Source organism: Streptomyces sp. YIM 130001, assembly GCF_003574445.1.
GTDB lineage: Bacteria > Actinomycetota > Actinomycetes > Streptomycetales > Streptomycetaceae > Streptomyces.
Genome location: NZ_KZ984557.1, coordinates 56,647 through 69,556, shown reverse-complemented (window position 1 = coordinate 69,556; position 12,910 = coordinate 56,647). Strand labels below are relative to the sequence as shown.

General features: G+C 69.1%; 10 protein-coding genes, 1 tRNA gene and 2 pseudogenes. 6 read left to right on the top strand and 7 right to left on the bottom strand.

Translation table 11 applies throughout. The annotated features are described in order from the left end of the window. The first annotated feature begins 18 nt into the window (after positions 1–18). From DSC45_RS18930 to DSC45_RS18910, 5 genes are all read left to right on the top strand, one after another. Entirely contained in the window at positions 19–1,296 is a 1,278-nt protein-coding gene (locus tag DSC45_RS18930) for an extracellular solute-binding protein (protein ID WP_119292499.1), read from the top strand. A gap of 87 nt (positions 1,297–1,383) precedes the next feature. Continuing rightward, positions 1,384–2,394: a carbohydrate ABC transporter permease gene (locus DSC45_RS18925; RefSeq protein ID WP_119292497.1), complete on the top strand. Its 1,011-nt coding sequence runs from the start codon at positions 1,384–1,386 to the stop codon at positions 2,392–2,394. 4 nt (positions 2,395–2,398) lie between these two features. Next, positions 2,399–3,289, top strand: coding sequence for a sugar ABC transporter permease (locus DSC45_RS18920; RefSeq protein WP_119292495.1), 891 nt, complete (start codon positions 2,399–2,401; stop codon positions 3,287–3,289). A 1-nt stretch (position 3,290) separates the two neighbouring features. Continuing rightward, on the top strand, positions 3,291–4,925 hold the full coding sequence (locus tag DSC45_RS18915; protein ID WP_119292493.1) for a glycoside hydrolase family 13 protein: 1,635 nt from the start codon (positions 3,291–3,293) through the stop codon (positions 4,923–4,925). Between the two features lie 2 nt (positions 4,926–4,927). Continuing rightward, positions 4,928–6,028, top strand: coding sequence for a LacI family DNA-binding transcriptional regulator (locus tag DSC45_RS18910; protein WP_240434740.1), 1,101 nt, complete (start codon positions 4,928–4,930; stop codon positions 6,026–6,028). 91 nt (positions 6,029–6,119) lie between these two features. Here DSC45_RS18910 and DSC45_RS18905 read toward each other — a convergent pair whose 3' ends face one another. Together DSC45_RS18905 and DSC45_RS36430 are read right to left on the bottom strand one after the other, a co-directional pair. After that, positions 6,120–8,435, bottom strand: coding sequence for a bifunctional glycosyltransferase/CDP-glycerol:glycerophosphate glycerophosphotransferase (locus tag DSC45_RS18905; protein WP_119292491.1), 2,316 nt, complete (start codon positions 8,433–8,435; stop codon positions 6,120–6,122). A gap of 330 nt (positions 8,436–8,765) precedes the next feature. After that, positions 8,766–9,062 (bottom strand): annotated as a pseudogene (locus tag DSC45_RS36430) (YcaO-like family protein); the annotation flags it as partial. A 508-nt stretch (positions 9,063–9,570) separates the two neighbouring features. On the opposite strand from DSC45_RS36430, the gene DSC45_RS18895 reads away from it, so the two are divergent. After that, a tRNA-Arg gene (locus DSC45_RS18895) sits at positions 9,571–9,646 on the top strand. Positions 9,647–9,701: 55 nt separating this feature from the next. Here DSC45_RS18895 and DSC45_RS18890 read toward each other — a convergent pair. From DSC45_RS18890 to DSC45_RS18870, 5 genes and pseudogenes are all read right to left on the bottom strand, one after another. Further along, complete coding sequence (locus DSC45_RS18890; RefSeq protein ID WP_119292487.1) at positions 9,702–10,865, bottom strand: tyrosine-type recombinase/integrase; 1,164 nt, start codon at positions 10,863–10,865, stop codon at positions 9,702–9,704. Next, complete coding sequence (locus DSC45_RS18885) at positions 10,865–11,053, bottom strand: helix-turn-helix domain-containing protein (protein WP_119292486.1); 189 nt, start codon at positions 11,051–11,053, stop codon at positions 10,865–10,867. The genes DSC45_RS18890 and DSC45_RS18885 overlap by 1 nt, the downstream gene beginning before the upstream one ends. After that, positions 11,050–12,447, bottom strand: coding sequence for a replication initiator protein RepSA (repSA, locus tag DSC45_RS18880; protein WP_276145467.1), 1,398 nt, complete (start codon positions 12,445–12,447; stop codon positions 11,050–11,052). The genes DSC45_RS18885 and repSA overlap by 4 nt, the downstream gene beginning before the upstream one ends. Next, positions 12,422–12,622, bottom strand: coding sequence for a hypothetical protein (locus DSC45_RS18875; protein ID WP_119292482.1), 201 nt, complete (start codon positions 12,620–12,622; stop codon positions 12,422–12,424). The genes repSA and DSC45_RS18875 overlap by 26 nt, the downstream gene beginning before the upstream one ends. A gap of 91 nt (positions 12,623–12,713) precedes the next feature. Further along, a pseudogene (locus tag DSC45_RS18870) lies at positions 12,714–12,910 on the bottom strand (SpdD-like protein); the annotation flags it as partial.

Sequence of the window (12,910 nt, the reverse complement as noted above, 5' to 3'; positions counted from 1 at the left end):
TCTCTGAAGGAGTTCACCATGCGGCGTGGCATAGCGGTCACCGCGCTTGTCTCGGCCCTCGCACTGACGGCGACGGCGTGCGGCGGGGACGGCGATTCGGGCGAGGGCAGCTCGGGGGGCTCGGGCGAGCTCTCCGGCACCGTCACCTTCTGGGACACCTCGAACGACGCCGAGAAGGGCACGTACAAGAAGCTCGCCGAGGGCTTCGAGAAGAAGCACCCGAAGGTCGACGTCAAGGTCGTGAGCGTCCCCTTCGGCGAGGCCAACGCCAAGTTCAAGAACGCGGCGGGCGGCAACTCCGGTGCGCCGGACGTGATGCGCACCGAGGTCGCCTGGGTCGCCGACTTCGCCAACCTCGGCTACCTGGCGCCCCTCGACGGCACGCCGGCTCTGGACGACGCGGGCGACCATCTGCCGCAAGCTCTTGCGAGCACGAAGTTCAAGGACAAGTCCTACGCCGTCCCGCAGACCATCGATTCCCTCGCGCTCTTCTACAACAAGAAGATGCTGAAGGCCGCGAAGGTCGACGTCCCCGAGACCTTCGCCGATGTGCAGAAGGCCGGCGAGACCATCAAGGACAAGACCGGCAGGACCGGCCTCTACCTGCGCGGCGACGACCCGTACTACTACCTGCCCTACCTCTACGGCGAGGGCGGCGACATGCTCGACACCAAGGCCAAGAAGGTCACGGTGGACGACAAGCCCGGCGTCGACGCCTTCAAGGTCATGAAGGACATGCTCGACTCCAAGGCCGCGATCACCGACGCCTCCGACGGCTACAACAACCAGCTGAACGCCTTCAAGGACGGCGACGTCGCGATGGCCCTCGACGGTCCCTGGTCGATCGAAGGCGCCCTGTCGGGCAAGGAGTTCAAGAACGACAAGAACAACCTCGGCGTCGCCGCGGTGCCCGCCGGCTCCCAGCGCCAGGCCTCCCCGCAGGGCGGCTGGAACCTCTCCGTGTACGCCGGCTCCAAGAACCTCGACGCGTCCTACGAGTTCGTGAAGTACATGAGCTCCGCGAAGGTGCAGCAGCAGACCACCGAGGAACTGAGCCTGCTCCCCACCCGCAAGGCCGTGTACGACGAGCCGTCCGTCAAGGACAACATGATGGTCCAGTTCTTCCGGCCCGCCGTCGAGAAGGCCGTCGAGCGCCCGTGGATCCCCGAGGCGAACGCCCTCTTCGAGCCGATCCGGCTGCAGATGGAGAAGGTCCTCTCCGGCAAGGCCACTCCCGAGAAGGCCGCGAAGGGCGTCGGCGACGCCTACCGCAAGCTCCTGAAGGACTACAAGTAGCCGTCCCCGCACCGGAGTTGTAGTCCGCAGCGAGTGCTGCGGCAAGCACCCCCCGGCACATCCCAGAACAGGAGGGCCGACCGCCTCATGGCTGTCGACACAGGCCGAGCGGCGGCGAAGGCCGCGGGCGCACCGGGCGCCCGCGGCCGGGGCCGCACTCCCGGCAAGTCCCCCGGGCGGCTGCGCAGATCGCTGTCCACCCACTGGTACGCCTGGTGCATGGTCGCCCCCGTGGTGGTCGTGATCGGCGTCATCATCGGATATCCCCTGGTCCGCGGCATGTACCTGTCGACGACCGATGCCGACGAGGCGAACGTCGAGCGCACCATCGGGGTCAACCACATCCCGGCGACGTACGAGAACGTCGGACTCGACAACTACACGGCGATCCTCAAGGACGGCGTCTTCTGGGACCGGCTCTCCTGGACGCTGATCTGGACCGTGTCCTGCGTCGCGCTCTCCTTCGCGATCGGTCTCGCGCTCGCCAACATGCTCAACCGCAAGCTGGCCGGCCGCTCGCTCTACCGGATGGCGCTGATCCTGCCGTGGGCGGTGCCGGCCTTCGTCTCCGTCTTCACCTGGCGCCTCCTCTTCAACGAGAAGAACGGCCTGCTGAACCAGCTCCTGGCAGGCGGCGGAATCGACGCGATCCCGTGGCTGAACGACCCGACCTGGGCGAAGATCTCGGTCATCGTGGTCAACATCTGGCTCGGTGTGCCGTTCATGCTGGTCGCGATGCTCGGCGGACTGCAGTCCATCCCGTCCGAGCTGTACGAGGCCGCCGAGATGGACGGGGCCGGCCCGTGGCAGCGGTTCCGCAACATCACGCTGCCGGGCCTGCGGGCGGTCGGCTCCACCGTGGTGCTGCTGAGCTCCATCTGGACGTTCAACATGTTCCCGGTGATCTTCCTGCTCACCCGGGGCGGCCCCGGAGACTCCACGGAGATCCTGGTGACGTACGCCTACCGGCTCTCCTTCGTCGTCAGCCCGCGCGACTTCGCCTCGTCGGCGGCCTGGGGCGTACTCATCCTGGCGCTGCTCTCGGTCTTCGCCGTCGTCTACCGCCGCGCGCTGCGCAAGCAGGGAGAGGTGTGGTGACCCGATGACCACCGACGCATCCGCGACCCGCCGTACGCAGCCGTCCGGCTCGGGCAAGCCGCCCCGCGCCCGCGGTGAACGCTCGCCGCTGGCCTCCTTCGGCCTGCACGCGACGCTCCTGATCGCCTCCCTGGTGGCGGTGTTCCCGCCCCTGTGGCTGCTGATCACCTCGTTCAAGCCAAAGACCGACGCCTTCGACACCGGCCTGGTCAAGGACTTCACCTTCAGCAACTACTCCCACGTCCTGACCGAGACCGAGTTCCCCAGCTGGCTGGCCAACTCGCTGCTCGTGGTGGGTCTGACGACCGTCATCGGCGTCTTCATCTCGGCCACCACCGGCTACGCGGTGAGCCGGTTCCGCTTCCCCGGCATGCGGCCGCTGATGTGGATGCTGCTGATCACGCAGATGTTCCCGGTCGCCGTCCTGATCGTGCCGCTGTACAACCTGCTCGCCACGCTCGGCCTGCTCAACCAGCCCGTCGGCCTGGTCGTCACGTACCTCACCATCGCCGTGCCGTTCTGCGCCTGGATGATGAAGGGGTACTTCGACACGGTGCCGGTGGAGATCGACGAGGCCGGACGGGTGGACGGGCTCAACCCGTTCGGGGTGTTCTGGCGTCTGATCATCCCGCTGGCCAAGCCCGGACTCGCCGTCACCGGCTTCTACAGCTTCATCACCGGCTGGGCGGAGGTGGCGTACGCGTCCGCGTTCATGACCGGCGAGGAGAACCTCACCCTGGCCGGCGGTCTGCAGACCTTTGTCAACCAATACACCAGCGACTGGGGCTCGTTGACAGCCTCCGCCGTGATCGTCGCGGTGCCCGCGGCACTGATCTTCGGCTTCGCGCAGCGCCACCTCGTCTCCGGCCTCGCGGCCGGGGCGACGAAGGGATGACATGACTGAGCAGAACTCACCGGCCGACTGGTGGCGGGACGCGGTGATCTACCAGGTCTACCCGCGCAGCTTCGCCGACGGAAACGGCGACGGCATGGGCGACCTCGAAGGAGTGCGCAGCCGACTGCCGTACCTCAGGGACCTGGGGGTGGACGCCGTCTGGCTGAGCCCGTTCTACGCGTCGCCGCAGGCGGACGCCGGGTACGACGTGGCCGACTACCGGGTCATCGACCCGGTGTTCGGCAGCATGCCGTCGGCCGACGCGCTGATCCGTGACGCCCACGACCTGGGCCTGCGCATCATCGTCGACGTGGTGCCGAACCATTCCTCCGACCGGCACGACTGGTTCGAGCGCGCCCTCGATGAGGGCCCGGGATCGGCCCTGCGCGAGCGCTACCACTTCCGGCCCGGCAGCGGACCGGACGGTGAACTGCCGCCCAACGACTGGGAGTCCGTGTTCGGCGGCGCCGCCTGGACCCGTACCCGCAATCCGGACGGCACGCCCGGCGACTGGTATCTGCACCTGTTCGCGCCCGAGCAGCCGGACTTCAACTGGGAACACCCGGCCGTGGCCGACGAGTTCCGCTCGATCCTGCGTTACTGGCTGGACAAGGGCGTCGACGGATTCCGCGTCGACGTCGCGCACGGACTCGTCAAGGCCGCGGGCCTGCCCGACATCGGGGGCCCCGACCAGGTGAAGCTGCTCGGCAACGCGGTGATGCCGTTCTTCGACCAGGACGGCGTGCACGAGATCTACCGCAGCTGGCGCACGGTCCTCGACGAGTACCCGGGCGAGCGCATCGCGGTCGCCGAGGCCTGGACCCCGACGGTGGAACGCGCGGCCCTGTACGTACGACCCGACGAACTGCACCAGGCCTTCAACTTCCAGTATCTGGCGACCCATTGGGACGCGGACGAGCTGCACCGGGTGATCGACACCTCGCTGGACGCGATGCGCCCGGTCGGCGCCCCCGCCACCTGGGTGCTCTCCAACCACGACGTGACCCGGCACGCGACCCGCTTCGCGAGCCCGCCGGCCGGCACCCAGATCCGCGAGCCCGGCGATCGCGAACTCGGCCTGCGCCGGGCCCGTGCGGCGACCCTGCTGATGCTGGCGCTGCCCGGTTCCGCGTACCTCTACCAGGGTGAGGAACTGGGCCTGCCCGACGTCACCGACCTGCCGGACGAGGCGCGTCAGGACCCGTCGTTCTTCCGGGCGGCCGGGCAGGACGGCTTCCGCGACGGCTGCCGGGTGCCGATCCCGTGGACGAAGGACGGCTCCAGCCACGGCTTCGGCGACGGCGGCAGCTGGCTGCCGCAGCCGGAGGGCTGGGGCGAGCTGAGCGTCGAGGCGCAGACCGGTGTCCCCGGCTCCACGCTCGAGCTGTACCGGACGGCGCTGCGTATCCGCCGCGAGCAGGCGGACCTCGGCGCCGGCGACCGCGTCGAGTGGCTGCCGGCTCCCGAGGGCGTACTCGCCTTCCGCCGGGGCGCGTTCACCTGCACGGCGAACGCCACCGCCGAGCCGCTCCGGGTGACGGCCAACGGCCGTGTGCTGCTGGCCAGTTCGCCCGTCACCGTCGAAGGCGACGAGGCCGTGCTCGCACCGGACAGCACGGTGTGGTGGACGGTGTGACCCTGCGCCCGCCGCCGGGCGCCACGGTCGAGGGTGCCCCGCGCGACCTCGACTCCGGCGCCCCGCGGCTCGCGGACATCGCCGCACAGGCCTCGGTCAGCGAGGCGACGGTCAGCCGGGTCCTGAACGGCAAGGCGGGCGTCGCGCACGCCACCCGGCACCGGGTGCTGGCCGCGCTCGACCTGCTCGGCTACGAGCGTCCGGTGCGGCTGCGGCGGCGCAGCGCGGGGCTGATCGGCCTGGTCATACCGGAGTTGACCAACCCGATCTTCCCGGCGTTCGCCCAGGCCGTCGAGCAGGTACTGGTCCGGTACGGCTACACGCCGGTGCTGTGCACCCAGGTGCCCGGCGGCGCCACCGAGGACGAGCTGGTCGAGCAACTGGAGGAGCACGGCGTCACCGGCATCGTGTTCCTGTCCGGGCTGCACGCCGACACCACCGCCGACCCGGCGCGCTATGCCGGTCTGACCGCGCGCGGCGTCCCGTACGTCCTGGTCAACGGCTTCAACGAGCGCATCGACGCGCACTTCGTGTCGCCCGACGACCACTCCGCGGCGCGGATGGCGGTACGTCACCTCGCGGACCTCGGGCACCGCCGGATCGGCCTCGCGGTGGGGCCGACCCGCTTCGTGCCGTCGCGGCGCAAGACGGAGGGCTTCACCGAGTCCGTACGCGAGATGCTGGGATCCGGCGAACTCACCGGCCCGGAAGGCGAGTTGGCGCAACCGATCGTGCAGCGGACGCTGTTCAGCGTCGAGGGCGGGCACGCGGCCGGCACGGCGCTCCTCGACCAGGGCTGCACGGGGGTCGTCTGCGGCAGCGACCTGATGGCGCTCGGTGTGGTGCGCGCCGCGCGCTCCCGTGGGCTCGACGTACCGCGCGACATGTCGGTGGTCGGCTTCGACGACTCGCCGCTCGCGGCGTTCACCGATCCACCGCTGACCACGGTGCGCCAGCCGGTGGCCGCGATGGCCGCGGCGGCGGTGGACGCGCTCCTGGAGGAGATCCGCGGGAACCCCGTCCAGCGCACGGAGTTCGTCTTCCAGCCGGAACTGGTCGTACGGGGGTCGACCGGCCAGCTGCGCACGGCGGCCTCGCCCTGACCCGGGGGCCGTTCGGCTCCGATCCGGGGAATCCGGGCCCGGAAAGCCGTGAGGCCTCAGGCTCCTGACGCCTGAGGCCTCACTGGTGTCCTCAGGCCGTCACGAGGCCCGGCTCGCCCGGGCCGGCCGGCAGCTGGTGCACCAGGGCTCGCGGGGCGACGGCCACGGCTCCGGGTGCGGGCGCCGGGGTGCGCTGGTCCAGGGGAACGATCGCCGGGGTGGCTCCCTGACCGAGGAACACCTTGCGCACCGCGCGCTCGGCGGCACGGCCGTCGTCGTACTGGACGAAGCGTTCACGGAACGCGGCGCGCAACTCGGCCGCCCGCTCGCCGTTCCACGCCCCGGACGTGAAGACCTCGATGAGCTCCTCCTCGCTGGTGGCGGTGGCGCCCGGGGTCTCGCCCGGCCGCTGCGAGAGCAGGTCGAAGTACACACCGCGGGCCTTGCTGTAGACCTCCCAGTCGTCCACGTAGGAGACGATCGGGCGGTCGAGGCAGGCGTAGTCGAACATGATCGACGAGTAGTCCGTGATCAGCGCGTCGGCGGCCAGGCACAGGTCCTCGACCACCGGGTACTTGGACACGTCCCGGATCAGGCCGCGCTCCTGCAGCGACTGCAACTGCGGGTCGGTGCCGTAGAAGTAGTGCGCGCGGACCAGGATCACGTGGTCCGGGCCGAGCGCACGGCACATCCGCTCCAGGTCGAGGCGCGGTACGAAGCCCTTCTGGTAGTCGCGCACCGTGGGGCAGTACAGGATCGCGGTCTGGCCGGGCGCGATGCCGAGTTCGGTGCGGATGCGGGTGACGTCGTCCGCGGTGGAGCTGAAGTACACGTCGTTGCGCGGGTATCCGGAGTCGACCGACTCGAAGGCGCAGGGGTAGACGCGCTCCCAGATCTCCGTGGAGTGCTGGTTGGAGGAGAGGCTGTAGTCCCAGCGGTCCACCCGCTCCAGCATCTGGTGGAAGCTCATGTTCTTGGCGGCGGCCGGGAAGCGCTGCTGGTCGATTCCCATCTGCTTGAGCGGGGTGCCGTGGTGGGTCTGCAGGTGGATCTGGCCTGGGCGCTTGACGATCTCGTTGGGGAAGTTGACGTTGTTGACCAGGTACTTGGCCCGGGCCATCACCTCCCAGTAGCGCGGCGAGCGGGCCACCACGTGGTCGACGCCCGGCGGTACGTTCTCCTCCTCGCCGGGGCGGACCACCCACACGCCGTGGATGTGCGGGGCGAGTTCCTTCGCCTTGGCGAAGATCGCGCCGGGGTTGCAGCTCACTCCGCGGTTCCAGTAGGCGCTGTAGACCGCGAGGTTCTCGTCGATCGGGCGGCGCAGGTGCATCCGGTAGAGCCGGTCGTACGCCCTCCTGCCGACCGCCGTCTTCACCTTGGCGGCGCGCTTGCGCAGCTTGGTGCGGGTGACGCGGGCGAAGCCGACCGCCGCGAACGCCGGGTACGAGCCGCGCTCCACCAGCTCGAAGAGCAGTCCCGTGCCGCCCTCCGGCCGGGTGAAGGCGGCCGGCTTGTAGCGCCGGTACTGCACCGACGCCTGCCGGAAGAACGCCGCGCGGTCACCGGGCACTATGCGATCCTCGCGCACGACCGTGAACAGGAAGTGACTGACCATGCGCTCGAACATCAGCGCCCGCACCGGCTCGTACTTCGGGTGCTCGTCGAGGAACGCGAACAGCCGCTCGTACTGCTCGAAGATGCCGAAGTGCTTGCGTCCGGGAGTTCCCATGGAATTTCCGCGGCGGCGCTGCCGGTATTCCACGCAGACGTGCTCGAGGCAGGAGACCGAGTCGGCGGTGAGCATGGTCCGGTAGACCATCAGCGCGTCTTCGTAGATTCCGTCGGTGAAGGTGAAGTCGTTCCCGACGTAGAAGTCGCGGCGGTACACGCGGTTCCACACGACCGCGAAAAGGCCCAGGTATTCCGGGCGTTCGAGCGCGGTGAACACGTCGGAACCCGCTGCGGTGAGGAGTTCACCCGCAGCACTGGCCTGCACGCGGTTCGTCCAGTACGTACGGACGTGGTTGAGCAGCATGATGTCGGGGTCACCGGTCGCCTCGAGGCGGGTGGCGATCGCCTGCAACGCGCCCTCGGCGAGGGTGTCGTCGCTGTCCAGGAAGAAGATGTAGTCGCCGCTCGCCCGCCGTGCACCCAGGTCACGGGCCTTGCCGATGCCCTGGTTCGTCTCCAGGTGGACGGGGCGCACGCGGGCGTCCAGGGCCGCGTACTCGTCGAGGATGCGGCCGCAGCCGTCCGGTGAGTGGTCGTCCACGGCGATGATCTCGAAGTCGCCGTAGGACTGGCCGAGAATCGAGTCCAGGCACTCACGCAGATAGCCCTGTACCCGGTAGACGGGGACTACCAGGCTTATCCGGGGCTTGGTCTCGTTCTGCGCGATCGTCATATCTGGTCTTCCTGGGCTTCCTGTACGCAATGCCGGTCGGTACACACAGGCCGTCCGGCCGGAAGGGCCCACGAAGGCCGCTCCTCGGTCGTTCGACCTGCCAGAGCGTGAATCTCCCTGAACACGTTCCAGAACAGGAGGAGAATTCACGTCCCAGTGGTCCAGACCGGTTCTCGCGACAGAAGGTTGTACACGGCACCCAGAAATGTGACCCAGGACACGGAAGGGGGGTGGCAGGGGGGTGGCAGGGACGAGGGAATGTGACCCTGGAGATTTTGGAAGGTACGCAGAGTGAGGGCCCGTGGCGCCTTGCCCCACATGCGGCCGTGATCAGGGGAACGGATGAGGAACCCTGTTCAACTCCTCGGGCCCGAGATCGGTGGTGCGCCATCCGGCGCGACGGAAGGCACTGCGGGTCCGGGGCAGGCTCAGGGCGCGCTGCTTGTGCCAGCCGAAGTCGATCGGGACGAGGCCCGGCACCACGACCCGCACCGTGTGCAACCCGACCGACCGCTGTTCCGGGCTGGTCTGATCGATGGCAAGCACGTCGAACCCCGCGTCGGCGTACGCCTGTCGGCAGTAGCGCACGTCGTCGAGCAGGTCGTGGTGGACGGGACGCCGGGCAGCGCCTCGCACGGCACATCGGCGAGCAGATTGCCGCGCCACAGGGCGCGGCGCGTCGCGGGCACCGGAACTCACCGGCCGGATCCTGCCCCTTGCGGTCGACGTGGTCGACCGGGCGACGAAAACGCAGCAGGTCCAGCATTTCCGTGGCGAACTCGGTCTGACAGCCACGCGGATGCGTGTGGCTCGGCGCCCGCCGGTCGCCTTCCACCACCGTCCTCCCGATTCGGCGCCGCAGCCTCATCACGCAGGTTCGCGGCGTGCGCGACGCGACCGCCGTTCGCCTGCCCGGGTCGAACAATCGCGTAAAACCCCCGATGGACACAGACCCGCGACTCCACGCCGGCCACACCCGTCGCGCCCCCAGCCACTCGCCCGGACCCCCGCACCCACCCGCTACACTGGCGGCGCGGCACGACCTCGGTCACGCCGCCGCAACGCTGCCGGGATTCGCGCGGCACGGGGTACGCCGTACACGACCGGACCCCATGCACACGTCCCGACAGACCCCGCCTTCGTAGCTCAGGGGATAGAGCACCGCTCTCCTAAAGCGGGTGTCGCAGGTTCGAATCCTGCCGGGGGCACCAGCCAAAAGGCCCCGGACCGATCTTGGTCCGGGGCCTTTGACATCCACTTCTGACATCAACGCGGGCGGTCACGCACAACCGGTCGCCGCTTGAGCAGCCGGTCCATGTGGCTGATGGCCTCGCGCTGGGTGTCCTGTACGACGTGCGTGTACACGTCCATCGTGATGCTGATCTGGGAGTGGCCCAGGATCTCCATCACGACCCGGGGCGCGACTCCGGCAGCCGTGAGGAGGGTCGCGGTGCCGTGCCGGGCGTCGTGCAGACGGATCACACGGACGCCGGCCGATTCGGCGACGCGGGTGAAGGAGCGGTAGACGTTCCTCGGCTCGACCTGATGGCCGGTTCGGGTGGTGAAGACGTAGCCGGATTCCCGCCACTGCTCCCCCGCCTTCGTGCGCGCAGCGGCCTGCCGCATCCGGTGCCAACGCAGTGGTGCGATGCAGAGCGCGGGCAGCGGGACGACGCGACGACGACGGCTCTTGGGATCGTCGTCGTAGAGGACGCCACGACGACGCTGAGTCTGCTGGCGGACGTAGAGGACGCGGTTATCGAGGTCGAGGTCAGTCCAGCGCAGACCAACGATCTCCCCACGCCGCAAGCCCATGCCGATGGCGAGCACGAACGCCGCGTACAGCGGGTCCTTGCGAGATGCCGCCAGGAAGTCGAGCGTCTCGTCCAGGCTCCACGGCGTCAGCTCTCGATTGTCCGTACGGGGAGGCTCGACCAGCTTCGCAACATTGCGCGTGATCAGTTCCTCGCGGCAGGCCGCCGACAGGGCCGATCGCAGGACGCGGTGAGACTCCTTGGCCGTGGCGGCCGTGGTCTCCCTCTCCAGACGGACCAGGAAACGACGTACGTCGGCGACGCCGAGAGACTCGATCCGCTTGGAGCCCAGCAAGGGCAGCAGATACAGCCGGACGTGCGCTTCGTACTTGTCGTACGTGCTGAGCTTCCGCCGGATCTTGACCACGTTGTCCAGCCAGTACGGCAGCCATTCGGACAGCTTTGCCGAACGGGTCGGGACAGGTATGCCCTGGTCTACCTTGGCGAGGAGTTCCCGGCGCTTGGTGTCGCACTCGGTCCAGGTCTTGCCGTAGGCGAATTTCCGGGCGCGGGTGCCGTCCGGCTGGAGGACGTAGACCGCGCACTGGTAACGGCCGTCCTTGCGCTTGGTGATGGTGCCCGCGCCGTTCGGGCTGCGCTTGCGCTGACTGGCCATCAGGCGGCCTCCTCGATCTGCCCGAGGACGAAGTCCCGCACCGCGTCAGCGGGTACGCGGCGAGCACCGTCGATCTTGATGGAGACCAGGCGGTGTGAGCGGATGAGGTCGTAGACCTTGGAACGTCCGAGTTTGAGCCGCGCCATGACCTCCGGCACGGTGAGTAGTTGAGCGGTCGCGGTGGTCATGCTGCGACTCCTTCCAGGGCCAGTTGGTCGCGTAGTGCCTCGCGGGCGGTGTCGCGGTTGGTCTGGAGGTTGCGGGCGATGGTGGCGGCGAGAGCCGATTCACCCGGGGTGTGGCCGTGTCCGGCGTACTGCCAGTCGGCGAGGACCAAGACGGTGTCGGGTGCGTGGTCGTCGAGGTCGAGGGCGGCGCGTTCTTGGGCTGCGCGGTAGTCGGCGCGGGTCTGGCGGAGGTTGCCGAGGGTGGTCGAGTAGCGGCGGGACTTTGAGCTGAAGTGGCCGCGGAAGCCGAGCATGTGAGCCCAGGCCCAGAGACGGCGCTCCGGGTAGTGCGGGTCGAGTCGCTTGCAGGCTTCGATGAGGCGGCGGGTGTGGTCGGGGACGTGGTGGCGGTCGAGTTCGGAGAGTTCGCCGATGCGGCGGTCGAGGGTGCCGGTGTTCTCCGCTGCTTTGGTGGCGTACTTGGCGACGTAGGAGGCGACTGCCTGTTCGGTGATGTCGGAGCCGTCCCCGAACGCTTGGATGGGGCGGATGTCGAGTTGTTGGCCCCAGCGAAACGGCCGGCACGGCTCACCGTCGGCGGCCGGGACCGTGACGGTCGTGTACGAGTGGGCGACTGCAGCACGGATCGAGTCGGTGAGCGTGCCGGTGGTAGCCCAGGCCGGGGGCGGGGCCTCAGGGCCGTCGGGTCCGTCGATGCGGATCACGGCATGGAAGTGGATGGCTCCGCGCTTTTGGAACTCGGCGACCTTGCCGTACGACAACCTGGCGGTTTCCTTCAGCTCCCCTTGCGTGATGCCAGCACGCGACGCGAGTTCACGACGAAGCCGGTTGGCGAACCGGTGCCACAAGTCGCCCGCGTGATTGTTGAAGAGCACCGCGCCCGCGTAGTCGTACGTCGCGGGATCGAGGGCCGTCCCGAGTGCGGAGTCATCTTCGGGATGGTGGGTGCCGCAGCGGCAGGCGCCAGCGTCCGGGCGGTTGTGGACCGGCCCGAACGACGGGGCGGTCAACGTGACGAAGACGCGGGGATGTTCGCGGACGGTGGCGGGGATGTCCCGGGCGGTGTCTCCGGCGAGTCCGGCGCGGATGAGGTGGTAGGTGTCTCCGGCGTAGGTGAACGCGCAGGAAGGGCAGCGCGAGGCACGCCGGTTCCCGCAGGCAAGGCGGAGACGCCCGCCCGGCTCATCCTCGGTCGAGTACCGGTGCAGAGTCTCCCCAGTGACCTTGTCCTTGGTGACAGTCCAGCCGGTGAGGTGGATGGGGTCGGCGCAGCCGCCGGTGTGTTGGATCTGTTCGTGCCAGCGGTCGTAGTCGTCTGCTCCGGCCACCCGTAGTAGGTCGCGGAGGGTGAGGGGGTCGAGGAGGGGATTAGACACGGGCACGCTCCCGGACAGGGGTGACCGGGGTGGCCGCCGGGCGGGTAGTGCCGGTGCCGTGGCAGGTGGGGCAGTGGGCGGTGATGGTGTGCAGGTGGCCGTGTCGGTTGCGGCCGCCGAGGGTGATGGCGGCGGTGGCGAAGCCGTCGCAGGCCGGGCAGATTCGACCGGTGGGGCGGGTGTGCTGGGTCATGATGGGGTTTCCCTTTCGGATCGGTTGGTTCGGTAAGGGGCGCGGTTCCCGGGCGGTTGAGACTTGGCGGTTGAGGCCGCCCGGGGGCCGGTCAGCGTCGGGTGTCGGTGCGCATGAGCGAGCGGACAACCAGGGCGCAAAGGGCGATGGATGCGCCGGTGATGGCGACGGCGAGGAGCATCGAGACCAGGACCGCGCCGACGACGAGCACCGCAGCCGTGCCGCCACCTATGGCGAGTGCGAGGGCGCCGGGGGTGAGCTGGACTGCCGGGCGGGTCGGATTCGGAG